The 24243-nt window shown below is 72.7% G+C and carries 23 protein-coding genes; 15 read left to right on the forward strand and 8 right to left on the reverse strand.

Annotated elements, in window-relative coordinates; genetic code table 11:
- Nucleotides 1–31: 31 nt before the first annotated feature.
- Nucleotides 32–910, forward strand: a complete 879-nt coding sequence (locus ACIRS1_RS09540; protein ID WP_402838160.1) for an NmrA/HSCARG family protein — start codon at nucleotides 32–34, stop codon at nucleotides 908–910.
- 9 nt (nucleotides 911–919) lie between these two features.
- On the opposite strand, the gene ACIRS1_RS09545 is transcribed toward ACIRS1_RS09540, so the two are convergent.
- Together ACIRS1_RS09545 and fabG are read right to left on the reverse strand one after the other, a co-directional pair.
- Complete coding sequence (locus ACIRS1_RS09545; protein ID WP_402838162.1) at nucleotides 920–1537, reverse strand: DsbA family protein; 618 nt, start codon at nucleotides 1535–1537, stop codon at nucleotides 920–922.
- Nucleotides 1538–1570: 33 nt separating this feature from the next.
- A complete protein-coding gene (fabG, locus tag ACIRS1_RS09550; protein WP_402838164.1) occupies nucleotides 1571–2353 on the reverse strand; it encodes a 3-oxoacyl-ACP reductase FabG in 783 nt (260 codons plus the stop codon).
- 217 nt (nucleotides 2354–2570) lie between these two features.
- On the opposite strand from fabG, the gene ACIRS1_RS09555 reads away from it, so the two are divergent.
- The 6 genes from ACIRS1_RS09555 to ACIRS1_RS09580 all read left to right on the forward strand — a co-directional run bounded on the left by ACIRS1_RS09555 (nucleotide 2571) and on the right by ACIRS1_RS09580 (nucleotide 9667).
- Nucleotides 2571–3599, forward strand: coding sequence for a methyltransferase (locus tag ACIRS1_RS09555; protein WP_360217356.1), 1029 nt, complete (start codon nucleotides 2571–2573; stop codon nucleotides 3597–3599).
- 56 nt (nucleotides 3600–3655) lie between these two features.
- The gene (locus ACIRS1_RS09560) at nucleotides 3656–5191 is read left to right on the forward strand and encodes an FAD-dependent monooxygenase (RefSeq protein ID WP_402838166.1); all 1536 of its coding nucleotides are present in this window, start codon (nucleotides 3656–3658) and stop codon (nucleotides 5189–5191) included.
- 17 nt (nucleotides 5192–5208) lie between these two features.
- The gene (locus ACIRS1_RS09565) at nucleotides 5209–6168 is read left to right on the forward strand and encodes an aromatase/cyclase (protein WP_402838168.1); all 960 of its coding nucleotides are present in this window, start codon (nucleotides 5209–5211) and stop codon (nucleotides 6166–6168) included.
- Complete coding sequence (locus ACIRS1_RS09570; protein WP_402838170.1) at nucleotides 6165–7307, forward strand: FAD-dependent monooxygenase; 1143 nt, start codon at nucleotides 6165–6167, stop codon at nucleotides 7305–7307. The genes ACIRS1_RS09565 and ACIRS1_RS09570 overlap by 4 nt, the downstream gene beginning before the upstream one ends.
- 24 nt (nucleotides 7308–7331) lie before the next feature.
- Nucleotides 7332–8846, forward strand: coding sequence for an FAD-dependent monooxygenase (locus ACIRS1_RS09575; RefSeq protein ID WP_402838172.1), 1515 nt, complete (start codon nucleotides 7332–7334; stop codon nucleotides 8844–8846).
- Nucleotides 8847–8923: 77 nt separating this feature from the next.
- Nucleotides 8924–9667, forward strand: a complete 744-nt coding sequence (locus tag ACIRS1_RS09580; RefSeq protein ID WP_402838174.1) for an antibiotic biosynthesis monooxygenase — start codon at nucleotides 8924–8926, stop codon at nucleotides 9665–9667.
- A gap of 69 nt (nucleotides 9668–9736) precedes the next feature.
- On the opposite strand, the gene ACIRS1_RS09585 is transcribed toward ACIRS1_RS09580, so the two are convergent.
- The 4 genes from ACIRS1_RS09585 to ACIRS1_RS09600 all read right to left on the reverse strand — a co-directional run bounded on the left by ACIRS1_RS09585 (nucleotide 9737) and on the right by ACIRS1_RS09600 (nucleotide 14857).
- Entirely contained in the window at nucleotides 9737–11617 is a 1881-nt protein-coding gene (locus ACIRS1_RS09585) for a hypothetical protein (RefSeq protein WP_402838176.1), read from the reverse strand.
- Entirely contained in the window at nucleotides 11614–11949 is a 336-nt protein-coding gene (locus ACIRS1_RS09590; RefSeq protein WP_360217338.1) for a 4Fe-4S dicluster-binding protein, read from the reverse strand. Before ACIRS1_RS09590 ends, ACIRS1_RS09585 begins: the two co-directional genes overlap by 4 nt.
- 89 nt (nucleotides 11950–12038) lie before the next feature.
- Entirely contained in the window at nucleotides 12039–13541 is a 1503-nt protein-coding gene (locus ACIRS1_RS09595) for a glutamine synthetase family protein (RefSeq protein WP_402838178.1), read from the reverse strand.
- Nucleotides 13542–13543: 2 nt separating this feature from the next.
- Entirely contained in the window at nucleotides 13544–14857 is a 1314-nt protein-coding gene (locus ACIRS1_RS09600) for an amidase (RefSeq protein ID WP_402838180.1), read from the reverse strand.
- Nucleotides 14858–15122: 265 nt separating this feature from the next.
- Here ACIRS1_RS09600 and ACIRS1_RS09605 point away from each other — a divergent pair, with 265 nt between their 5' ends.
- The 3 genes from ACIRS1_RS09605 to ACIRS1_RS09615 are packed head-to-tail and all read left to right on the forward strand — an operon-like array spanning nucleotide 15123 to nucleotide 16880.
- Entirely contained in the window at nucleotides 15123–15569 is a 447-nt protein-coding gene (locus ACIRS1_RS09605) for a carboxymuconolactone decarboxylase family protein (protein ID WP_360217329.1), read from the forward strand.
- 17 nt (nucleotides 15570–15586) lie between these two features.
- Nucleotides 15587–16249 (forward strand): sulfotransferase family protein, encoded by a 663-nt coding sequence (locus ACIRS1_RS09610; RefSeq protein WP_360217326.1) that lies wholly within the window; start codon nucleotides 15587–15589, stop codon nucleotides 16247–16249.
- A gap of 19 nt (nucleotides 16250–16268) precedes the next feature.
- Nucleotides 16269–16880: a dTDP-4-dehydrorhamnose 3,5-epimerase family protein gene (locus tag ACIRS1_RS09615; RefSeq protein ID WP_360217323.1), complete on the forward strand. Its 612-nt coding sequence runs from the start codon at nucleotides 16269–16271 to the stop codon at nucleotides 16878–16880.
- 186 nt (nucleotides 16881–17066) lie between these two features.
- Here ACIRS1_RS09615 and ACIRS1_RS09620 read toward each other — a convergent pair whose 3' ends face one another.
- Complete coding sequence (locus ACIRS1_RS09620) at nucleotides 17067–18095, reverse strand: Gfo/Idh/MocA family oxidoreductase (RefSeq protein ID WP_360217320.1); 1029 nt, start codon at nucleotides 18093–18095, stop codon at nucleotides 17067–17069.
- 196 nt (nucleotides 18096–18291) lie between these two features.
- On the opposite strand from ACIRS1_RS09620, the gene rfbA reads away from it, so the two are divergent.
- Together rfbA and ACIRS1_RS09630 are read left to right on the forward strand one after the other, a co-directional pair.
- Nucleotides 18292–19161, forward strand: coding sequence for a glucose-1-phosphate thymidylyltransferase RfbA (gene rfbA, locus ACIRS1_RS09625; protein ID WP_360217317.1), 870 nt, complete (start codon nucleotides 18292–18294; stop codon nucleotides 19159–19161).
- Nucleotides 19162–19217: 56 nt separating this feature from the next.
- Nucleotides 19218–20294, forward strand: coding sequence for a nucleotide disphospho-sugar-binding domain-containing protein (locus ACIRS1_RS09630; RefSeq protein WP_360217315.1), 1077 nt, complete (start codon nucleotides 19218–19220; stop codon nucleotides 20292–20294).
- Nucleotides 20295–20693: 399 nt separating this feature from the next.
- Here the strand turns inward: ACIRS1_RS09630 and ACIRS1_RS09635 are convergent, their stop codons facing one another.
- Nucleotides 20694–21869 (reverse strand): glycosyltransferase, encoded by a 1176-nt coding sequence (locus tag ACIRS1_RS09635; protein ID WP_402838183.1) that lies wholly within the window; start codon nucleotides 21867–21869, stop codon nucleotides 20694–20696.
- A 275-nt stretch (nucleotides 21870–22144) separates the two neighbouring features.
- Here ACIRS1_RS09635 and ACIRS1_RS09640 point away from each other — a divergent pair, with 275 nt between their 5' ends.
- From ACIRS1_RS09640 to ACIRS1_RS09650, 3 genes are all read left to right on the forward strand, one after another.
- On the forward strand, nucleotides 22145–22405 hold the full coding sequence (locus ACIRS1_RS09640) for a hypothetical protein (protein ID WP_360217309.1): 261 nt from the start codon (nucleotides 22145–22147) through the stop codon (nucleotides 22403–22405).
- A gap of 68 nt (nucleotides 22406–22473) precedes the next feature.
- Nucleotides 22474–23745, forward strand: coding sequence for an adenylosuccinate lyase (purB, locus tag ACIRS1_RS09645; RefSeq protein WP_387900750.1), 1272 nt, complete (start codon nucleotides 22474–22476; stop codon nucleotides 23743–23745).
- Nucleotides 23729–24130 (forward strand): GNAT family N-acetyltransferase, encoded by a 402-nt coding sequence (locus ACIRS1_RS09650; protein ID WP_360217303.1) that lies wholly within the window; start codon nucleotides 23729–23731, stop codon nucleotides 24128–24130. Before purB ends, ACIRS1_RS09650 begins: the two co-directional genes overlap by 17 nt.
- Nucleotides 24131–24243: the final 113 nt, after the last annotated feature.

Here is a 24243-nt window from a genome sequence, read left to right on the forward strand (position 1 = left end):
ACCCGGGGGGCACGAGACACGGAGACAGACAGTGGCGGTAGAAGAAACGATTCTGGTGCTGGGCGGTACCGGTCGGCAGGGCGGGGCGGTGGCCCGTGAGCTGCTGCGCCGCGGACGCACCGTGCACGCCCTGGTCCGCGACCCGGAGAAGGCGGAGGCGCGCGCGCTCGCCGAGGCCGGCGCCGTCCTGGTCCGCGGCGACCTGGACGACGGGGAGTCGCTGTTCGAGGCGATGCGCGGCGTGCACGGGGTGTTCAGCGTCCAGACCTTCCGGGGCCCGGGCGGCTGCGAGGCCGAGGTGCGCCAGGGCCGGGCGGTGGCCGACGCCGCGGTCCGCGCCGGCGTGCGGCACTTCGTCTACAGCTCGGTGGGCGGTGCGGACCGGGACACCAGGGTCCCGCACTTCGAGAGCAAGCTGGAGGTGGAGCAGTACCTGCGGACGCTGGACCTGCCGACGACCGTGCTGCGGCCGGTCATGTTCCACGACATCCTCCTCGACATCGCCCCGCGCCCGGTGGCGGGCGAGCTGGTGCTGGCCATGTGGCTGGATCCGGAGACCCCGGTGCAGCTGATCGCGACGAGCGACATCGGCGCCTTCGCCGCGGACGCCTTCGACGACCCGCAGGCGTGGCTCGGCCGGGTGGTCGAGATCGCCGGCGAGGAGCTGACCGGTCCGCAGATGGCGGCGGCGTTCCAGGCGGTGTCCGGCGTGCCGACCCGCTTCCAGCAGCTGCCCATCGAGCCGCTGCGCGCGGCCCGCGAGGACCTCGCCAACATGTTCGACTGGTTCGAGCGCGACGGCTACCGGGCCGACCTGCCCGAGCTGCGCCGGATCCGGCCGGACCTGGTCTCCCTGGAGACCTGGCTGGGCGACAACTGGACCTCCCCGCTGGCCGCCTCCCGGGGCTGACGGCGGGGTTCAGGTGAAGATCGGATCGCGGGTGCGGGTGCGCTTGAGTTCGAAGAACCCGTCGGTCCCGGCCACGGCCAGGACGCCGTCCCAGAGCCGCACGGCCGCCTCGCCGCGCGGGGTCGGCGTCACCACCGGGCCGAAGAACGCCACGTCCCCCACCGCGAGGACCGGAGTGCCCACGTCGGTGCCGACGCGGCCGATCCCGTCGTCGTGCGAGGCGCGCACCGCGCCGTCGAACACGTCGGATCCGGCCGCGTCGGCCAGGGCGGGATCGAGCCCCGCCGCCGCCAGCGCCGCCTCGTAGGTGGACCGCTCCTTGGGGGCCCTCCCGAGGTGGAACCGGGTGCCGAGCTCGGTGTACAGCCGGCCCAGCACCTCCGGGCCGTGCTTCCGGGCGGCGGCGGCGCAGACCCTCACCGGTTCCATCCGCAGCACGAGGTCCCGGTGCCAGCGTTCGGGCAGGTCGGTCCGCCCCTCGTTGAGCACGGTCAGGCTCATCAGGTGCCACCGGACGTCGAGGGGCCGGTGCCGTGCGACCTCCAGGATCCAGCGGGAGGTCAGCCACGCCCAGGGACAGGTCGGGTCGAACCAGAAGTCCACCGGGATCTGTTCGTCGTGCGGCAAGGTCGGCTCCTCGGGGGTCTCGGTCGGTCGCGATCAGTAGTTTCCGAGGCCGCCGCAGACGTTGATCGCCTGCGCGGTCACCGGCGCCGCCACGTCGGACACCAGATAGGAGACCAGGCCGGCCACCTCCTCGGCGGTGGAGTAGCGGCCGAGCGGGATCTTCGCCTGGAAGCGCTCCAGGATGGCGTCCTCGGTGGTCTCGAAGTGGGCGGCGTAGCCCTCGCGGACGCGCCGCGCCATCGGGGTCTCCACGTAGCCGGGGCAGACGGCGTTGACGGTCACGCCCGTCTTCGCCAGCTCCAGGCCGAGCGCCTTGGTGAAGCCGACGACGCCGTGCTTGGAGGCAGAGTAGGGGGCGCCGAGCACCACGCCCTGCTTGCCGCCGGTCGAGGCGATGTTGATGATCCGGCCCCAACCGCGTTCGACCACGCCCGACTTGAGCACGGCCCTGGTCACCAGGAAGACGCTGTTCAGGTTGGTGTCGATCACGTCGTACCAGAGCTCGTCGGCGATCTCCGCGGTCGCGCCGCCGCCGCTGCGGCCGGCGTTGTTGACCAGGACGTCCACCCGCCCGTACCGCTCCACGGCGGCGTCCACGAGCCGGGCGACGTCCTCCGGCCTGCGGACGTCGGCGGCCAGGCCGTCGGCCCGGTGGCCGTCCGCGCGCAGCTTCTCGACCGTCGCCCGGACGCTCTCGGGGTTCCGTGAGCAGAGGAAGACCCCGAATCCCTGGCCCGCGAGGGTCTCGGCGACCGCCAGGCCTATTCCGCTGGTACCGCCGGTGATCAGTGCTACCTGCTGTCCGTTGTCAGCCATTCCGCCTGCTCCTTTTCGGGGTGTGTGCGGGGTCGGAACAAGCTGACAAGATGGGCCGGATTCCCGGTCGAGGGGTGGTCGAGGTCATCGTGTTCAACTGCCTCAATTCTTCAGTTGAACGTTCGACAGTCAATTCCCATAATGCCGGGTTGCGGCCCTGATAAGCGCCGACCTATCGTCGGGTAATCCACGAAAAAGGCGCTCTGAAGGGAAAGCCATGTCCGCATCGCCCGAGGTCCGTGATCAGTCGGACTCCTACTCGCTGCTCGACCTGATCCAGGGCGCGGTGATCACCCAGGCGATCTCCGTCGCCGCCCGGCTCGGCGTCGCGGACATCCTCGCCGAGGGGCCGCTGGCCGTCGAGGAGATCGCCAAGCGGGCCGGTGCCGACGCCAAGTCCACCCACCGCATCCTGCGCGCGCTGGCCGGCCACGGGGTGTTCGCCGTCCGCCCGGACGGCCGCTACGAGCAGACGCCGCTGTCCGAGAAGCTCCGCGAGGACGCGACCGACTCGATGCGCGGCTTCGCGCTGCTGATGAGCCACCCCCTGCTGTGGGAGGAGTGGGGCCACCTCTTCACCGCCGTGGAGACCGGCGAGCCCAACCTGCCGAAGCTGCGCGGCATGAACGCGCTGGAGTTCTTCCACGCGACCCCCGAGTACGCGGGCGTCTTCTTCAACGCGTTCGGCCGCCTCTCGGAGTCGGAGACCGACCCGATCCTGGCCGCCTACGACTTCTCGCAGTTCGGCACCGTGGTGGACGTCGTCGCCGGCCGCGGCGGCCTCCTGGCGGGCATCCTGCAGCAGTCGCCGGACGTCAAGGGCGTGCTGTACGACTCCGAGGCCGCGACCGTCGACTCGCCGGCGTTCTTCGAGGCGGCCGGTGTCGCCGACCGCCTGACGATCGCGCACGGCGGCCACCTGGACGCGCTGCCGACCGGCGGCGACGCCTACCTGTTCAAGCACATCATCCACGACTTCAGCGAGGCCGACGCCGTCACCGCGCTGCGCAACGCCCGCGAGGCGATGGCCCCCGGCGGCAAGCTGCTGGTCGTCGAGTACGTGCTCCCGGAGAACAACGAGCACCACCTCGGCCACTCCATCGACCTCTGGCTGATGCTGATGCTCGGCGCCCAGGACCGCACGCTGGAGCAGTACTCCGAGCTGTTCGCGAAGGCCGGCTTCACGCTCACCCGGGCCGTCCCGACCACCGCGCCGATCTCGATCATCGAGGCGATCCCGGCCTGATCCCGGCAGGTGAGCCGGTCCCCCATCGCAGAAGTCGAGGCTCAGGACAAGAAAACATGGATACCGATGTCATTGTTATCGGGGCAGGTCCCGCGGGACTGACGCTCGCGGCCGAGCTCCGCCTCGGCGGCGCCGACGTCATCGTCTTCGAGCAGCGGGCCGAGCGGAGCAGGGAGTCGCGCGGCATCGGGTTCACCGCGCGCGCCACCGAGATGTTCCACCAGCGCGGGATCCTGGAGCGGCTGGAGAACATCACCACCACCCGCCAGGGGCACTTCGGCGGCATCCCGATCGACTTCGGGGTGCTGGAGGGGTCGCACTTCGGCGTCCGCGGCGCCCCCCAGTACAAGGTCGAGGAGATGCTCGAGGGCCGGGCGCTGGAGCTGGGCGTGTCCCTGCGCCGGGGCCACGGGTTCACCGGGCTGACCGAGGGCGGGGACGGCGTCACCGCGACCGTGCGGGGGCCGGAGGGCGAGCGGGAGTACTCCGCCCGCTTCCTGGTGGGCTGCGACGGCGGGCGGAGCACCGTCCGGCGGCTGGCCGGCTTCGAGTTCGCCGGCTCCGACGCCACCCGCGCGATGTACCTGGCGGACGTCCGGGGCTGCGACATCAAGCCGCGCATGATCGGCGAGCTGCTGCCGAACGGCATGGTGATGTCGGCGCCGCTGGAACAGGGCTACACCCGCATCATCGTCTGCGAGAACGGGACGCCGCCCGACCGCGGCCGCGAGGTGACGTTCACTCAGATCGCGGACGCCTGGCAGCGGTTGACCGGCGACTCGATCCACCACGGCGAGACGCGCTGGGTGAGCAGCTTCACCGACGCCACCCGCCAGGCCACCGAGTACCGGCGCGGCCGGGTGCTGCTGGCCGGCGACGCCGCACACATCCACCTGCCCGCCGGCGGCCAGGGGTTGAGCGTCGGCGTGCAGGACGCCTTCAACCTGGGCTGGAAGCTGGCGGCGACGGTCCGCGGGCGGGCCCCGGAGGGCCTGCTCGACACCTACCACGCCGAACGCCACCCGGTGGGCGCGCGGCTGCTGCGCAACACCCTCGCCCAGGGCGTCCTCAACCTCGCCGGCCGGTCGGTCGAGCCGCTGCGCGCCGTCATGGCCGAGCTGGTGACGATCCCGGCCGCGGCCCGGCACCTGTCCGGCATGGTGAGCGGCCTCGACATCGGCTACCCGGTCGGCGGGCCGGCGCCCGGGGCGCCGGCGCACCCGCTGCTCGGCGGCCGGCTGGCCGACCGCGAGCTGGAGCTCGCCGACGGCGGCTCCGTGCGGGCCGCGCGGCTGCTGCACCCGGCCCGGGGCGTCCTGATCACCGCCGACGCCTCGGGGGAGACCGCCCGCACCGCCGCCGGCTGGTCCGACCGTGTCGACCTGGTCCGGGTGCGGGAGTTCCCCGCCGGACCGGAGGAGGGCGGCGCCGTGACGGAGTCGGTGCTCGTCCGCCCCGACGGCTACATCGCCTGGACGGCGCCGGACGGGGGCGGTCTCGACGCCGCGCTGCGGCGCTGGTTCGGCGAGGCCCGGCAGGGCCCGTCCGGCGGACACGCCCCGGGTCCGAGACAGGGCCTACGGGCCTCGTAACCGAGAGGAGAACCAACGTGACCGAGAACGCGGTCCGTGAGACCGAGCACGAGATCAACGTCTCCGCCCCCGCCGAACTGGTGTACGCCCTGATCGCGGACGTCACCCGGTGGCCGGAGATCTTCCCCCCGACCGTGCACGCCGAGGTGGTCGAGAAGGACGGCGACACCGAGCTGATCCGGCTGTGGGCGACGGCGAACGGCGCCGCGAAGACCTGGACCTCCAGCCGCCTGCACGACCCGGAGCGGATGAGCGTGGCGTTCCGCCAGGTCCGTTCGCAGCACCCGGTCGGCGCCATGGGCGGCGCCTGGGTGGTGGAGCCCGTCTCCGGGAGCTCCTGCCGGGTGCGCCTGCTGCACGACTTCTACGCGGCCACCGACGACCCGGCCGACCTCGACTGGATCAGCGAGGCCGTCGACCGCAACAGCGCCTCGGAGCTCCGGGCGCTGAAGTCGAGCGCCGAGGCGTCCGGCCCCGACGAGCTGATCACCTTCGACGACACCGTGACCGTCGACGGCCACGGCAAGGACGTCTACGACTTCCTGAACGAGGCGCAGCTCTGGCAGGAACGGCTGCCGCACGTCGCCCGGGTGTCGCTGGAGGAGGACGAGCCGGGGCTCCAGATCCTGGAGATGGACACCCGCACCAAGGACGGCAGCACCCACACCACCCGCTCCGTCCGGGTCTGCCGGCCGTCCACCGCGATCGTCTACAAGCAGGTCGTCCTGCCCGCGCTGATGACGCTGCACACCGGGCGCTGGCTCATCGAGGAGCGGGCCGGCGGCGGGGTGTCGGTGACCTCGCGGCACACCGTGCGGATCAACACCGCGAACATCGCCGCGGTGCTCGGTCCGGAGGCGACGGTGCGGACCGCGCAGGAGTTCGTCCGCACCGCGCTGAGCACCAACAGCCTGGCCACCCTGGACCTCGCCAAGGCCCACGCCGAGGGTGTCCGCAGCGGGCGCGCCGAGTCGTGAACCCGTCCCGGGGGGCCGCGCCGGTCGTCGTGGTCGGCGCCGGCCCCGTCGGGCTGCTGCTCGCCTGCGAGCTGCGGCGGGCCGACGTCCCGGTGGTCGTGCTGGAGCGGCTGACCACCCCGATGGCCGAGTCGCGGGCCAGTCAACTGACCACGCGTACGGCGGAGTTGCTCCATGAGCGGGGCTTCGGCGCGCTGCTCGCCGAGGCCGCGCACGAGCCGCGGACGCACTTCGGCGGGCTGGGCTTCGAACTGTCGCCCGTGGACAGCCCCTTCGGGGGCAACTGGAAGGTGCCGCAGTACCGCACCGAGGCCGCCCTGGGCGCCCGCGCGGTCGAACTGGGCGCCACCGTCCTGCGCGGGCACGAACTGACCGGCCTCACCGCCGCACCGGACCACGTGCGCTGCGAGGCCGCGGGCCCCGACGGCCCGCGGCGGATCACGGCGCGGTACCTGGTCGGCTGCGACGGCTCCGGCAGCACGGTGCGCCGGCTGGCCGGCTTCCCGGTGACGGAGACGGCGGCGACCAGGGAACTGCTCCGGGCCGACCTCACCGGCCTGCGGATCCGCGACCGCCGCTTCGAACGGCTCCCCGGGGGCTTCGCGGTGGCGTCCACCCGCGGCAGCGTCACCCGGGTGATGGTGCACGCGTTCGGCGACGCCGTGACCGGGCGGCGCGGCGCGCCCGGGTTCGACGAGGTCGTCCGGGCCTGGGCGCGGGTGACCGGCGAGGACGTCTCCGGGGGCACCCCGATCTGGCTGGACGCCTTCGACACCGCCAAGGGCCTGGCCGACGCCTACCGGCGCGGCCGGGTCCTGCTGGCCGGCGACGCCGCCCACTGGCACCCGCCGGTCGGCGGCCAGGCGCTCAACCTCGGCCTCCAGGACGCCGTCGACCTGGGCCGCAAGCTCGCCGCGACGGTGCACGGCACCGCCGCCCCCGGACTCCTCGACACCTACCAGGACGAGCGGCGCCCCGTCGCGGCGCGCGTCCTCGACCACGTCGCGGCCCAGGAACACCTGATGTTCGGCGGCCCGGAGGCCGAGCCGCTGCGCGCGGTCCTCGCCGAGCTGATCGGCCTGGAGCAGGTCCGCGCCCACCTGACGGCGACGGCGAGCAATCTCGACGCCCGCCCGTGAGGAACGACCGGTTGTGAAGAACGGATGCGCAGGGAAGGCAGGAAGAGGACAGTGCAGGACTTTGACACGGACGTGATCATCGTGGGGGCCGGCCCCACCGGTCTCATGCTCGCGGGCGAACTCCGCCTGGCGGGGGTCGAGGCCGTCGTACTGGAACGGCTGACCGAGCCGATGCGGCAGTCCCGCGCACTCGGCTTCTCGGCCCGGACCATGGAGGAGTTCGGCCAGCGCGGACTGCTGGAACGGTTCGGCGACATGGGCGTCATCCCGATCGGCCACTTCGGCGGGTTGCCGCTCGACTACACCATCGTGCCGGGCGGCAACTTCGGCGTGCGCGGGGTGCCGCAGGCGCTCACCGAGTCGATCCTGCACACCTGGGCGACCGGACTCGGCGCCGAGATCCGCCGCGGCTGGGAGCTCACCGGCCTGACCGCCGGGGATGAGGGCGCCGAGGTGCGGGCCGACACCCCGGAGGGCCCGCGCACCCTGCGCGCCCGCTACGTGGTGGGCTGCGACGGCGCGCGCAGCCCCGTGCGCAAGCTGTCCGGCATCGACTTCCCCGGCCACGAGGCCACCATCGAGATGCTGATGGCCGACGTCACCGACGTCCAGGTGCGGCTGCGGCCCACCGGCGAGCTCGGCGACGCGGGCATGGTCGTGGTGCTGCCGGTCGGCCCGGACACCACCCGGGTCGTGGTCTTCGAGCGCGGCGCGGGCGTGCGCCCGACCACCGAACCGCCCACCTTCCAGGAGGTGGCCGAGGCGTTCAAGCGGGTGACCGGCGAGGACATCAGCAGCGGCACCCCGCGCTGGCTCAGCTACTTCACCGACTCCACCCGCCAGGCCTCCGAGTACCGCAGGGGCCGGGTCTTCCTGGCCGGCGACGCGGCGCACATCCACATGCCGATCGGCGCGCAGGGCATCAGCGCGGGCCTCGGCGACGCCGTCAACCTCGGCTGGAAGCTCGCCGCCGAGATCCACGGCCACGCCCCGGAGGGGCTGCTGGACACCTACCACGCCGAGCGCCACCCGGTCGGGGACCGCATCCTGGCCAACACGCTCTCCCAGCGCAGCCTGTACCTGGGCGGCCCCGAGATGGCGCCGATGCGCGCGGTCTTCGCCGAACTGATGGCCCACGAGGACGTCCGCAAGCACCTGGTCGGCATGGTCACCGGCCTGGACATCACCTACGGGGCCGCCGAGGGCGACCACCCGCTGCTCGGCCGGCGGCTGCCGGAGTTCCCGCTCCCCGACGGCCCGGACGGCGCGCCGACCGTCTTCGGGCTGCTGCACGACGGGCGCGGCGTCGTCCTCGACCTGCGCGGCGACGAGGCCCTGGCCGCCGCCGCGGCCCCGTGGACCGACCGGGTCCCGGTCGTCACCACGGCGGCCCGGCCGGAGGGAGCGCTCGCGGACGTCGAGGCGCTGCTCGTCCGGCCGGACGGCTACATCGCCTGGATCGGCTCCGGCGGCTCCGGCGCGGCCGGCCTGACCGACGCCCTGGGCCGCTTCTTCGGCGCCCCCCGTGACACCCACTGAGACGGACCCCCAGGACCGGACGCCCCGCCACCTCGGGCGTTCCACGCCAGCCAGTCCACGCTAACCAAGGAGGAAGCATGCCGTTCATCAACCCCGAAGACGGGCACCTGACCGTCCTCAACCTGTTCAAGACCGACTCCCGCGACCGCGTGGACACGCTGGTCAAGGAGATGTCGAAGATCGTCGACACCGCGGACTTCCCGGGCTGGATCTCCAGCACCGTGCACCGCGGCGAGCACACCCCGGGCACCCTGAACTTCATCCAGTGGCGCGGCATGGACGACCTGGAGTCCCGGTACAACGACAGCGAGTTCAAGCACCACACCGTCCCGGTCTTCCGGGAGATCACCACCTACGTCCGGCTGATGCAGAACGAGGTGGAGTCGAGCCTGCGCCACCCGTCGCTGGGCGACGTCACCGAGGTCTCCCCGGACCGCGACGACTACACCGTGATCGAGGTGCTCGGCGTGGACCCGGCCGACCAGCGTGCCCTGGTCGCCCACGAGAGCACCGCCCACTCCTGGCTGCTGGACGTCCCCGGCTACCGCTCGCGGACCGTGCTGCGCGGCATCCGGTCCCGCAACCTGCAGGGCGGCGACAGCACCCTGGCGACGGTCGGCACCGACAACGACTTCGTCGTCGTCTACTCGCAGTGGGCCGGCAAGGAGGCCTACGACGCCTTCCGCACCCAGGCCGAGGCCGACTGGTCCGGCGCCCGCAGCGGCTTCGGGGCCAAGCGCGGCTCGCTGATCACCAGCGCCGACTGGAACGGCTACCGCCCGGTGCACACCCGCTCCGCGGGCGACCCGGTGGCGGTCTGACCCCCGCACCGCACGAACCCCGAAGGGGCCCCCGGCAGTCAGCCGGGGGCCCCTTCGGGGTTCGTGCGGTCAGCCGGCGATCGAGTCCCAGTGCCACCGGGAGTCGAAGGAGGAGACCTCGACCTGCGCTCCGGCGGCGACCAGTGCCGCCGCCCGGCTCGTCGCCCGCGCGACGAACCCGGAGAGCCGGTGGGCCGCCAGCAGGTCCTGCTCGTCGAAGGGCAGGCCCTCGCAGCGCAGCAGCCGCAGGTCCATGAAGCCGTTGAACGTCCGCCCCAGCACCTCCACGGCCTGCGGGCTGCGGACGGTGAAGCGGACCCGGGCCGCGACGTGGCCGTTGTGGTGCTGGTCGGAGTAGTACGCGACGTCCGGGATCACCGGCGGCACGAAGTGGTCGCGCGCGGCGATCTCGGGCACCTTCGGGAGGTTGCCGACCAGGAAGTGCCACGAGTTGTACTGCATCCGCGAGGAGATCGCCCACGCGGTGTCGGCCAGGTGCGCGGCGGAGCCGCCGAAGAGCCGGCGGGAGTCCTCCGACGGGACGACGCAGCAGAAGAAGTGCGGGATCTCCCACTCGGCGATCCTGGCGTACTCCTCGGCGCGCAACGCCGCGATCAGTGCGGGGAGCGAGCGCATCCCCCGGCTCATCGCGAAGTCGGCGTCGAACACCGCGGTCGCCGCGCGCACGCTCTCGTGCACCAGGGACTCCAGCCCGGTGCCGAAGGCGCCGTGCGGTCCGGCCAGCCAGTCCGGCGACGCCGCGACGGAGGCGGTCAGCTCGTCGAGGGTGTCCCCGGCGACGGGGAGCCGCTCGCGCAGCCGCGCGCAGAGCTCGGCCTCCAGCCGGCGGGCGTCGTCCTTCACCGGGCCCGCGACCCGCTCGATCTTGTGCATCAGCGGGCCGTAGATCTCCCGGTAGAGCTGCACCCTCCCGACGAGCTCCCGGCGCCGCGCGGCCAGGGCCCCGGCGAGGGCGTCGAGCGCGGCGACCCCGTGCCCGTCCGGAGCCGGTACGGGCGGCAGCTCCCCGGCGGCCGCGTTGTAGGCGGTGCGGGTCCGCTCCAGCAGCAGGGCCACGTGGTCGAGCGTCAGCTGGGTCCCGTTGGCCTCCTCGATCCGGGCGTAGCCGGCCGAGCGGACCAGCAGGGTGAGGCAGACCACCAGGAGGACGTCGCCGTCCGCCCACAGGTCGAGCGGCACCGTCTCCAGGCTGGTCAGCGTGCAGTCGGGGTGGCCCGGCCGCAGCGTCTTGCCGGTCAGGTTGTTCCGGTCGCGGAAGTTGGTGTACTGGCGTTCGCCGACGTAGAGGACGAACGGCGCGGTCCGCAGCGCCGCCTCCTTCAGGGTGTCGAGCAGCTCGCGCCGGCCCTCGGCGCCGGCCGCCGCCAGCCACCGGCGGCCGTCGGCGACGGACTGCCGCCAGCGCTCGGCGGCCAGGGCCAGTTCGGTCCGGTAGGCGGCGAGGTCCTCGGCGGTCCAGGGCACCCGCAGGACGCCGTCGACCAGGTCGGCGGTGTCGCTCAGTGCGCCCCTGGACGGGACGCGGACGGCGAGGCGGCCGCTGCGGTCCAGCCCGATCTCGCCGAGGAACGCGGTGGCGGCGTCCGCGGGCCGGTCGGGGGCCCGGCCGTCGTCCCGCCAGGACCGGCCGACCAGGACCTTCAGCGCGGCCTCGTCCTCGACGGGCAGCGCCCGCAGCTGGATGTCGGCCGGGACGTGCCCGGCGAGGGTGAGCAGCGTGTCCACGGCGGTGGCGAGGTCCGGCGCGGCCGCGGCCCGCCGCCAGGTCTGCGCGAGCAGCGCCGGGAAGCCGGAGTCCTCGGGGGTCAGGTAGTCGGGCCCGCCGGCGCCGGCGGGGCGGCCGAGCCGGCTGGGCCGCCGGCTCTGCCGGGCCTTGGCCAGCGCCGCGCTGCGGGTGAGGGTGTCGTCCCGCTCGGTGGGCAGGGTCATGAAGTGCCCCTGGCGGTGAGGTCGACGTGGTCCCACATCCGGTCCTCGGTGGCGGTCCACTCCTCGTCCACGTAGATGCAGTCGACGGGGCAGACCATCACGCACTTGGGGCAGCCCGAGCAGAGTTCGGGGATGATCTGGACGTTGAGTCCGTTGTCGAAGATCGCGCCGAACTCGGCCGGGCAGCTGCGCAGGCAGGTGTCGCAGGTGATGCACTCGGACGTCTCGATGCGGCGCGGCGGCTTCTTCCAGTTCTCGTCGCGGGACCGCCGGGCGATCCGTTCCTCACGCGCGGTGGTGGTGACTGAAGGAGTGTCCTTCACCCATGGCATGGTCTTCTCCTCACAAGTGGTGGCCCGTCAGGTCGTGCGGGACTGCTCGTGCGGCGGGCGCCCGGCGGCCGGGTGCCCGTGCGGGTGGCTCAGAACGCGCCGAAGTACTCGCGCTGCTCCCATTCGGTGACGCCGCCGGGCGCGCTCTCCGGGAGCTCGGCCGCGCACCAGGTGTCGAACCGGCGGGCCTCGCTCTCCTTGAGCTTCGCCAGGCAGGACTTGAGCGGTGCGCCGAGCAGTCGTTCGGCGCGGTCGCTCGCGCGGAAGGCCTCGAGTGCCTCGTGCAGGGTGCGGGGCAGCGGCCGGTGGGCGGCGGGCTGCTCCGGAACGCCGGCGAGCAGCCCGTCGAGGCCCGCGTGCAGCTGGGAGGCGATGGCCAGGTAGGGGTTGGCGCAGGGCTCCCCGATCCGGTTCTCGACGTGGGTCGAGCTGCCGCCGCTGAGTATCCGGACCATAGCGCTGCGGTCCTCGAACCGCGAGTCCACCGAGGTCGGCGCGAGCGTGAACTCCGGTGCCAGGCGCCGGTATCCGTTCACGGTCGGCACGGAGAGCAGGCAGAACTCGCGGGCGTGCGACAGCAGGCCCTCGGTGTAGGCCCGGCCCTCGGCGGAGATGGCGTCCTGCAGGCCGTTGCCCTCAGCGAAGAGGTTGACGCCGGTCTTGGCGCTGGTCACCGACTGGTGGAGGTGCCAGCCGCTGGGGTCGAAGCTGTCCAGGCGGGGCAGCGTCATGAACGAGGCGTGGTAGCCGCGCCGCCGGCACTCCTGCTTGAGCTGGGTGCGGAACAGCAGCATGGCGTCGGCGGCGTCCAGGGCGAGCATCGGGTTGAAGGTGGTCTCCAGCTGCCCGGGGCCGGACTCGTGCTCGAAGGAGCGCAGCGGCAGGCCGAGCCGCATCAGCATCGCGGCCAGCGGGTCGGCGACGTGGGCCACCGAGTCGTAGGCGCTGTCCAGGTTGAACTGGTAGCCGGGGTTCACCGCCTCGACCTGCGGGGCCGGGCCCTGCAGGCCGAAGCCGTTGCCCTCGTTGCCCACCGGGCCGCCGGTCAGCCGGGTGAGGTACCACTCGACCTCGAGACCGATGACCGGGGACAGCTCGTGCCGGGCGTAGTCGGCGCAGACCCGGCGCAGCACGTTGCGGGCGGAGAGCGGGTGCGGCGTGCCGTCGCGCAGGTACTCGTCGCCGAGCACCCAGGCGGTGCGCGGCTCGGTCCGCGGCAGCACCTGGAAGGTGCGCGGGTCCGGGACGAGCACGAAGTCGCCGGCGCCGCGCAGTTCGCCGACCCCGACGCCGGCGTCGGCGAGGAAGTCGACGGCGACGGCGTGGCCGGTGTCGAAGAGGAACGGCCCGGCGCTGAAGTCCATGCCGTTGCGCAGCACCGAGCGGAACACGCCGGCGGGCACGGTCTTGGAGCGGGCGAGCCCGTGCGGGTCGCAGAACACGACCCGGACGAGGTCGACCTCGTCCAGCTGGAGCTCGACCTGCTCGGCGGCGGCGGCCTGCCGTTCGTCCCAGAGCCCGAACTCGGCGACGAACGAGGGGCGCCCCACGCTCTCGTCGCCGCCGTGCAGGGACCATGACCTGGAAACCATGATCATCTTCCTTCCGTTGTGATGCCGGGGGGAGTGAGGGTGAGGCCGAGCGCCGTCTCGACGAGTTCGGCGGTCGAGAGCACCAGGCCGTCGGCACCGACCCGGCCCACGAGCTGGAGCCCGACCGGGAGCCCGGCCGGGGTGAGGCCGACCGGCAGCGACAGCGCGGGCTGGCCGGTCAGGTTGAACGGGTAGGCCGCGGGGGCCCACGACAGCCAGCGCAGGTCCTCGGGGTCGGCCGCCCACGGCGGGGCGATCGCCTCGGCGGCGAACGCCTCGATCGGGACGGTCGCCATCGCCAGCAGGTCGTGGGACTCCATCACCGAGGCCAGCCGGGCCCGCAGGGCGAGCCTGGTCTCCTCGGCGCGGGCCACCGCGGCGGCGCCCAGGGAGCGGCCGTAGCGCACGATCGCGAGCCGGCCCGGGTCGCACCCCGGGTCGTCCTCCGGCGCGGTGCCGTGGGCGTCGGCGGCGGCCAGGATGTCCACCAGGGCGCGGTACGGGTCGGGGAACGGCACCTCGATCCGGTCGACCCGGTGCCCGAGTGCGGCCAGCACCGGCAGGACGCCCTCGGTGACGTCGCGGACCGGCCCGGACGTCCCCGGGAACTCGATCCAGCCGATGCGCAGCCCCGCGGGCTCCGCCGCGGCCACGAGCGGCGTCGTCCCCGAGTCGGGGTCGCGCGGGTCGGCGCCGCCGAGCACCGCCGTCAGCTCCGCGGCGTCCGCCACCGTCCGCGCCAACGGCCCGACGTGCGAGAGCCGTTCGGGGCAGGGCGGCACGTAGGGGATCCGGCCGTAGGAGGGCTTGAAGCCGACCACGCCGCAGAACGCCGCGGGGATGCGCACCGACCCGGCACCGTCGGTGCCGAGCGAGGCGGTGCACAGGCCCGCCGCCACCGCGGCCGCCGAGCCGCCGCTGGAGCCGCCGGCCGTCCGGCCGAGGGCCCAGGGGTTGCGGGTCGGGGAGGAGACCCGGCACACGGTGCTCGCGCTCCAGCCGTACTCCGACGTCGTCGTCTTCCCCACGACGATGGCGCCCGCGGCCCGCAGCCGGGCCACGGACGGGGCGTCGGCGGCGGGCCGCCGGTTGGGCAGCAGCGAGCCGCGCCTGGTGGGGAGGCCCTCTGTCTGGATGAGGTCCTTCACCGATACCGTGACGCCGAGCAGCGGCCGGTCGCGGAAGGCGGCCGGGCCGAGGGCGGCCAGCAGACGGTCGGCCGCTTCGGCCTCGCGCAGCGCGCGGGCCTGCGCGACCTCGACGTACGCGCCGAGGGAGGGGTCCGTGGCGCGGATCGCGCCGAGCACGTCCAGCACGTGCCCGGCGACCGTGGAATGACCTTCGAGGAGGAATTTCCGGGTTTCGGGAATGCTGCGGCAGATCGACTGCCTCGTCGTTGTGGTGGGGACTGGCACGAGTCCACTACAGGACATCGGCCGAATTTCCCGCAACTTGCCGATTGCCGGTGTTGCATCTGCGTGCATTCCTCAGTTGAACGGGATTTCTTGCGAATGCGGCGGGCTCCTAGCAGCATGTTTCGGAAGGTAATTCAGGCGCACTTATCACTCAGGAGAAGACCCGATGACCCCACGGATGGACAACCCTTCTCTGGTCGTTCCCGGCACCCTGCAGCCCCTGCTCGACCTGACCGAGGTCATCGGCAAGGTCGGAGTGCCGCAGTCGACCCTCGACCTCATCCGGCTGCGCGTCAGCGAGATCAACGGCCGGGTCTACCTGCTCACCGACGAGCCGGGCAAGGACGGGCCGAAGGACGAGCGTCTGCCGCAGGTCGCCACCTGGCGCGAGGAGTCCTGCTTCACCGGAGCCGAGCGCTCCGCGCTGGAGATGGCCGAGGCGGTCACCCTGATGACCGACCCGCAGGACATGGCCTCGGACGCGGTCTGGGAGGACTCCTCGCAGTACTACACCGACGAGCAGCTCGGCGCGCTGGTCATGCACATCGGCCTGGTGAACTTCTGGAACCGCGTCAACGTCGCCACCAACCAGGAACCCGCCGTCTGGCGCTGAGAAGGAGCCCGACCACCGTGTTGAAGCTCATCAACGCCGGCCTGGGCAGGACCGGCACCACGTCCCTGCAGGTGGCCCTGGACCGGCTCGGTCTCGGCCCCTGCTTTCACATGTTCGACATCGTCGGCGACGAGACCCGGCTCAAGGAGTGGGAGAAGGTCGTCTGCGACGGTGCCGAACCCGACTGGGCGGCGCTCTTCGAGGGCCGCACCTCCGCCGTGGACGGCCCCTGCGCCGTCTACTACCGGCAGATCAGCGAGGCCTTCCCGGAGGCCAAGGTGATCCTCACGGTGCGCGACGCCGAGGGCTGGTACCGCAGCACCCACGACACCCTCTTCCAGTTCGTCCTGCGCAGCGCGGAGAACCCGCCGGAGCCCGGCTCCCACCAGGACCGGCTGCTCCGCGTCACCAGCACGATGGTCTGGGACGGCATCTTCGGCGGCCGGTTCACCGACAAGGACCACGCCATCGAGGCGTACCACCGGCACAACGAGGAGGTCGTGCGGGCCCTCGGCGCGGACAACGTCCTCGTGTACGACGTCAAGCAGGGGTGGGAGCCGCTCTGCGCCTTCCTCGGCGTCGAGGTCCCCGAGGAGGACTTCCCGCACGCCAACGACTCCGCGGCCATGCGGCAGCGGATCGCCCAGGCGGCCGGCGCCGGTCCGGCCCCGACCGGTTGAGCCAGCGAGGGAGCATTCGGTGCTGATCACGGAAATGACGGTCCCCGGCGCGTACCGCGTCGAGCCGGAGACCCTGAGCGACCGCCGCGGGTACTTCTTCGAGTCGGTGAAGACCAGCGCCCTGCTGGCCGCCAGCGGCTGGGAGTTCGCGGTCCGCCAGGTCAACTACTCGGTGTCGAGGCGGAACACCCTCCGGGGCATCCACGGCACCAAGGTCCCGCCCGGCCAGGCGAAGTTCGTCACCTGCGTGCGCGGCAGCGCGCTCGACATCGCCGTCGACCTGAGGGTGGGGTCGCCGACGTTCGGCCACTACGACGTCACGTACCAGAGCCCGGAGACGGGGACGGCGGTGTACCTGCCCGACGGGATCGGTCACGCCTTCCTGGCCCTGAGCGACGACACCTGCATGAGCTACCTCTGCTCGCAGGAGTACGTGCACGGCACCATGATCGACGTCGACGCGCTCGATCCGGCCCTGGGCCTGCCCTGGGACCTGAAGGAGGAGCCGATCCGCTCGGACAAGGACGCCGCGGCGCCCACCCTGGCCGAGGCGGCGGCGGCCGGCCTGCTGCCCACCTACGAGGAGTGCCTCCCCCGGCCCTTCCCCGCGCTGGTGAACGGCGGCCGCTAGCGGCCGTGCCGGAACGCCGGAGCACCCCGCCGGCCGGACGGCCACCGACCGGGACGCGCCCGCACCACGAGCATCCGCACGACCGCGGGACGGGCAGGCGCACGACGCCAGCACGACGCCCAAGGGAACGGCAGCCGGAGTCCGCGGACTCCGGCTGCCGTTCCCTTTCCCCTTCCCGTGACCGCCTCACCCGGTCCCGCCGACCGGGCCCTCCTGGCCCAGGGCGTGCTCGCGGATCCGGGCCATCAGGGCGGCCTGCCGCACCAGCTCGTGGTGGTGGGCCGGCCGCGCCGCCGGGTCGCGGACGGCGTCGTGGAAGGCGGTGAAGACGCCGAGGAACTGGTCCGAGGCGGGGGCGGTGATCAGGGTCTCGCGGTCCCGCTGCTGGAGCCGCAGGACGGGGCGGGCGTCCCGGGAGGGGGTGAAGGCCCACTCCAGCACGAGCCGGCCCTCGCTGCCCCAGAGGTCGTAGGTCGACCGGTAGCTGTGCGACAGGCCGAAGGAGCAGTTCGCGGTGACGCCGTCGTCGCCGCGCAGCAGCGCCACCCCGGAGACGTCCACGCCCAGGCCGCCGTCGAACTCCAGCCCGGCGCCCAGGACCCGCGCGGAGTCCCCGAGGTACTCCTGGGCCGCGCGGACGGGGTAACAGCCGACCTCCCAGAGCGCCCCGCCACCGAGGTCGGCCTGGTACTTGATCCCGTTCGGGTCGGTCGGGGGGATGCCGAACGCGCCGTTGAAGGCCCGGAGCCGGCCGATGGCCCCCTCGGCGAGCAGGGAGCGCGCCAGCTCGTGCTGGGGGTGCCGCAGGAACGCGAAGTTCTCCATGATGAGCAGTCCGCGTTCCTCGGCGAGCGCCACGAGGGACCGGGCGGTCTCCTCGCTGGGCACCGCGGGCTTCTCGATCAGGACGTGCTTCCCCGCGCTCAGCGCCCGGTGCGCCCACTCCGCGTGCTGGCTGTTCGGCAGCGGGATGTAGACGGCGTCGACGCCGGGCGTCTCGAGGAGCCGGTCGTAGCCGGCCACGGCTTCGCAGTCGAACGGGGCCGCGACGCTCTTGGCCTTCTCCTGGGAGCGGCTGGCCACCGCCACCAGGTGGAACGGTGACTGCCGGATCGCCGGCAGGGCCCTCCGGACGGCGATGTCGGCGCACCCGATGATGCCGATGCCGGGGCCCCGCTCGGATTCGTGAACGGGTGACAGATCTTCGATTTTCACAGGTCCACCTAAGCGACAAGAGGAATTCACGTGCCTGAATCGGGATGAGGTCAGCGTAGGTAGCCGCCGCTTTGTCCGTCAACACCCGCGGATAAACGCGGACCCGGTTCGCAAGGTCTCTTTCGGTCGCCACTTCCCCCGATATAAAGTGCGGTCATTCGCCTAATTGGCACGAATCCACTGAGGAGGCGGCACGGTGAAGGGCATCATCCTGGCCGGCGGCAATGGTACGAGGCTCCATCCGATCACGCTCGGTGTCTCCAAGCAAATGCTCCCGGTTTACGACAAGCCGATGATTTACTACCCGCTGTCGGCCCTCATGCTGGCGGGGATCACCGAGATCGAGATCATCACCACCCCCGAGGACCAGGAGATGTTCCGCCGGCTGCTGGGCGACGGCTCCTGGCTCGGCATCACCCTCACCTACGCCGAGCAGGACAAGCCCCGGGGGCTCGCCGACGCCTTCCTGGTGTCCGAGGAGCACATCGGCGACGACTCGGTGGCCCTCGTGCTGGGCGACAACATCTTCCACGGCTACGAGTTCGGGCCCATGCTCCAGCGGGCCGCGCAGGACCTGGAGGGCTGCGTCCTCTTCGGCTACCCCGTGCGCGACCCGGAGCGCTACGGCGTCGGCACCGTCGACGAGCGCGGCCGGCTCGTCGCGATCGAGGAGAAGCCCGAGAAGCCGCAGACCAACATGGCGATCACCGGGCTCTACCTCTACGACAACCAGGTCGTCGACATCGCGCGGCAACTCCGGCCGTCCGAGCGCGGGGAGCTGGAGATCACCGACCTCAACCGGGTCTACCTGGAGCGCGGCGAGGCCACGCTCATCCCGCTGGGCCGCGGATTCGTCTGGCTCGACACCGGAACCCACGACGCGCTGATGGAGGCCGGGGACTACGTGCAGGTCCTGGAACACCGTCAGGGCGTGCGCATCGCCTGCCTCGAGGAGATCGCCTGGCGCATGGGCTACATCGACCAGGAGACCTGTTTCCGGCTCGGCAGCCGCCTCGCGAAATCGTCCTACGGCCAATACATCATGGAAATGGCGCAGGCCGGCTGACCGAGCGGGGTCCCGGAACACCGAATTCCCCTCCCACCGAAAGAGGTTCGATCGCCGTGAAAATCCTGTTCACCGTCGGGGGCAGCCAGGCGGCCGTCTTCGGCGTCGCCCCGCTCGCCGCGGCCGCCCGGAACGCCGGGCACGAGATCCTGGTGGCCGCCGACGAGCCGCTGATGGCCGCCGCGGCCTCGGTCGGCCTGCCCGCCGTCTGCATCACCCCCGAGCGCATGCGGTACGGCCAGGAGGCCATGACCGCCACCGCCCGCATCGACGCCCTGCTGGAACTGACCGGGGCCTGGACCCCCGACCTCGTGGTCGGCGGCCTCTCCCACGTCCCGCGGGCGCTCGCCGCCAAGCTGAAGGTCCCCTACGTCCGGCACATCTGGCACATCGCCCCGATGGCGCGCCGCGACCGCAAGGCGGTGGAGGAGCTGCAGCCGGAGCTGGAGCGCCTCGGCCTGTCCGAGCTCCCGGCCCCCGACCTCTTCATCGACCTCTGCCCGCCCTCCGTCCGCCCGGCCGGCGCCCCCGAAGCCCGGTCGATGCGCTGGGTGCCCCGGGTCAGCCAGCGCCGGGTCGAGCCCTGGATGTACACCCGGCCCGAGGGCCGGAAGCGGGTGCTGATCACCGCCGGGACCCGCAACCTCGTGCTCGACGCCGCCGGGAGCTCGCTGCGGGGGCTGGTCGACGGGCTCACCGCGGCCGGGGCCGAGGTGCTGATCGCGGCACTGCCCGAGGCCGCCGAGCAGTTCGGCGCGGAGCTCGGCGACGTCCGGATCGGCTGGATCCCGCTGGACGTGGTCGCCCCCACCTGCGACCTGGCGGTCCACCACGGCGGCGCGACCACCGCCATGACGCTGATCAACGCGGGCGTGCCGCAGCTGATCATCCCCGACAACGGCTACGGCAAGGCCGTCGCGGAGGCCGTCCGCGACTTCGGCGCCGCCCTGATCGTCGACAAGCACCGGCCGGAACCGGGCCGGACCCCCGACGAGGTGATCGCCGCCGGCTGCCGGGAGATCCTCTCGGACCCGCGCTTCGCCGAGCGGACCCGGCTGCTCGCGAAGGAGAGTGCGTCGCTGCCGACCCCGTCCGAGGTGCTGCGGGAGCTGGAGGCCCTCGTCGCCCCCTGATCCCGTGCAGCAGATCGTCGCCATGCCGGCCGGTAGCCTCACCGGCCGGCATTCCGTTTGCCCGGACGGGCTGACGGGCTGACGGGCTGACGGGCTGACGGGCCGGCGCCGGGCGGCCGGGCCGGGGCGCCGCGCTACGCCCCGGGGCCTCCGTCCGTGGCGCGGGCCCGCCCCGCGGGGCCGCGGAAGGCCGCCGCGGCGGCCCGCCACCGGCGGCCCGCCACCGGCGGTCGTCCACCGGCGGTCGTCCGCCGCCGGTCGTCCGCCGCCGGTCGTCCGCCGCCGGTCGTCCGCCGCCGGCGCGCGGCCCGGGAAAACGCGGATCGCCCCGAGGCCGACGGAGGGGGCTCCGTGGTCTCGGGGCGATCCGGGTCACCGGGGGCGGACCCGCCGGGTGGGTCAGACGAGCGCCTCCAGCTTGGGCACGATCTCGCCGGGGGTCGGCAGGGACGCGATCTCCTTGGCGAGGAACTGGGTCCGCTCGGTGTAGCTGGGCGTCTCCAGCAGCTCCTTGCAGGCCGCGGCGATCACGGCGCCCGGCTCCTTGTCGGGCTCCTGCTCCTGCGGCCACAGCGTCTTGGCGGCGCCGAAGTCGCTGATGGCCTTGGCGATGGCCTCCCGGTGGTAGTTCGGCGGGAACTCCGGCGGGTTCTCCGGGATGATCAGCTGCGGCACGCCGTTCGCCATCAGGGTCGTGGCGGTGGTGGCGCCACCGTGGTGGACCGCCAGGTCACAGGTGGCGGCGGCGACGTCGACCGGGATCCAGCCGACGCGGGCGTCGCCCAGCTGCGAGCCGAAGCGCTCGGCGGCACCGGGGGAGGCCGCGATCAGGACCTCCGCGCCCAGCTTGTCCAGCTCGCTGACCAGCAGCGGCATGGACCAGCCCGGGTCGCGGAACATCAGGCTGCGGAAGCCCGAGGTGACGAGCACGCGACGACGGCCCTCGGGCTTGGTGTACATCCACCGCTCGAGCCGGCGCTGCGGGTTGCTCGGGATCCAGCGCACGGACTGGGCGGCGGGGTCGTGGGACGGGCGCAGCGACGGCGGGGTCGAGTCGAGCAGCAGGTCGGGCTTGAGCAGCCCGTCCACGCCCAGGCGCTCCAGCTCGGGGCGGAGCTCCTCCTCGGCGCCGGGGTCGATGCCGGTGAGCGGGATGCCCAGGTACTCGACCTGACGGACGTACGGGACCTTGAGGTGGGCGGCGAGCAGCATCGCCGCGTAGCTCTGCGAGCTGCCGACCACCGCGTCGGGGGTCCAGTCCTTCGCCAGCTCCAGGAGGGACTCCACGCCGGCCAGACCCATCCGGGCGAAGCCGCGGCCCTGACCGATCATCTCCTGGTCGCCGAGCTCGCGGGGGAAGCGCAGGCCCCGGCCCGGGTTGGTGATCCGCATGAAGTGCCGGATCGGGTCGACGGTGAAGCAGAACGTGGGCAGGCCGATGGCCTCCGCGGTCTCCACCCACGGCTCGTGGGCGGCCAGGATGACCTGGTGGCCCGCGTTGCGCGCGGCCGTCGCCAGCGGGGCGGCGGCGTAGTAGGTGGCCTGGCTGCCTGTGGTGATGAACAGGATTTTCATGGCACTCCGGATGCTTTTTGTGAGACGGCCTGACGCATTTATGGGCTGCATCGATGTTCCCCAGTGGCGGCTTTTTCTGTCAATCACCGGCAATTGGCGGCGGTGTTCGATTGCGGATTTCGCGCAGTTGAACGGGATGAACGCGGGCCTCGTTTTCACGGGGCCGACGATGGCAACATCGAAGAAGTCAGCACCGTCGGCGGCCCACCACCATGGGGTCACCGCGTGTGGCGACGAAGCCGCAGGAAATCCGATACCGAAAGACGGTGGCACCCATGAACAGCCTGATCTACAACGCTCGCATGGCGCTGCGCGACATCATGGAAGTGAACATCTACTCGCAGGGCAACGACAAGGTCTACCTGACCGTTTTCCCGGACCTCGTCTGGGAGGGCACCGAGGAGACGCAGACCGAGAAGGTCATCCAGTTCGTCCTGGGCCGCCTGCACGACATGGAGATGGACATCGCCGGCGAGGACGCCGTGCAGACCCTCCTGGACGGCAAGGCCGTGGAGATCGTCCGCAAGGCCGCCTGAGCAAGCCGCTGCGCCGTGCCTTCGCGTCCGCGGGGCCCGGTGGCCATCCCCGAGGAGGTACGTCGGTCTTGATACCCCGTTATTCACTGCCCGAGATGGCGGAGCTCTGGTCGGACCAGGCCCGGTACACCACCTGGGCCGAGGTGGAGGTCCTGGCCTCCGAGGCGCAGGCACTGCTCGGGCGGGTGCCCGAGGGCGCGCTGGCGGACATCCGGCGGGCGCGGGTGCCGTCGGCGGCGCGCGTCGCGGAGCTCGAACGCGAGCGGGACCACGAGATCCTCTCCTTCCTCGCCGCGTTCTGCGAGGACCTGCCGGACGACTCGGCCCGCTGGGTCCACCACGGCATGACCAGCTACGACCTGGTGGACACCGCGCTCGGGTCCACCCTGGCCCGGGCCTGCGACGTCCTGATCGGCGCCACGGCCCGCCTGCGCGGGGTGCTGGTGGAGAGGGCGGTCGAGCACTGGGACACCCCGTGCATCGGGCGCACCCACGGCATGCACGCCGAGCCCACGACCTTCGGCCACAAGCTGGCCGGCTTCGCCTTCGCGGTCGACCGCTCGGTCGGGCGGCTGAGGCAGGCGCGCGAGCAGGTCGCGGTCGGCACGATCTCCGGCTCCGTCGGGACGTACGCGCTGATCGACCCCTTCGTCGAGGAGCACGTGTGCGCGGCCCTCGGCCTCGGCGTGGAGCCGGCGCCGAGCCAGGTCGTGGCCCGCGACCGGCACGCCCAGCTCGTCGCGGCGATCGCCACGCTCGGCGCCTGCGTCGAGCAGATCGCCGTCGAGGTGCGGCTGCTGTCCCGCAGCGAGGTCCGCGAGGTGGAGGAGCCCCGGACCGTCGCGTACCAGGGGTCCAGCGCCATGCCGCACAAGCGCAACCCGACGACCGGCGAGCGCCTCACCGGGCTGGCCCGGCTGCTGCGCGGGTACGCCGGGACGATGCTGGAGAACGTGGCGCTCTGGCACGAGCGGGACCTGTCCCACTCCTCCGTGGAACGGGTCGTCCTGCCGGACGCCATGACCGTCGCGCACTACCAGGTGACCTCGGCGGCCGACCTGGTGCGGGGCCTGCAGGTCTTCCCCGGCCGGATGCGCGACGCGATCGACCGGACCAACGGGCTGGTGTACAGCTCGGCGGTGCTCGCCGACCTGCTGGAGGGCGGGAGCGAGCGGGAGCGGACCTACCGGATGATCCAGGACGCCGCGAACGGGGAGGACTTCCTCGGCCGGCTCAGGGCCGAGGGGGTCGCCACGGACCACCTGGGACCGGAGCGCTTCCTGGTCCACCATGACGTCATCTACAAGCGACTGGAGAGCCTTCGTGAGCTGGAGCATTGAGCGGGAGAGCGGTCCCGACCTCGACCTCGAGGAGGTTCTGCGGGTCTACCGGGAGTCCGGCCTCGGCGAGCGCCGGCCGGTCGACGAGACCGAGCGGATGGCGGCCATGGTGCGCAACGCGAACCTGGTCGTCACCTGCCGCGTCGACGGCGAGCTCGTGGGCATCGCGCGCAGCGTCTCGGACTTCGCCTACGTGACCTACCTGTCCGACATCGCCGTCGTCCGCAGCCACCAGCGGTCCGGCATCGGCCGGGAGCTGATCGAGGCGACCCGCAAGGAGGCGCCGCAGGCCAAGATCGTCCTGCTGTCGGCCCCCGCCGCGACGGAGTACTACCCGCACATCGGCTTCACCGCCCACCACTCCGCCTGGGTGCTGAACCCCTGAGTCCGTGAGGGTCCGCCCGCAGTGCCCCGCGCCGGCCACCGGCGCGGGGCACTCGTGGTTCCCGGGGGCGGGGTGGTCCGCGGGGGTGGGCGCCGGGGGCGACCGTGCCGGAG

Source organism: Kitasatospora sp. NPDC101176 (assembly GCF_044768035.1).
Taxonomy (GTDB): Bacteria; Actinomycetota; Actinomycetes; order Streptomycetales; family Streptomycetaceae; genus Kitasatospora.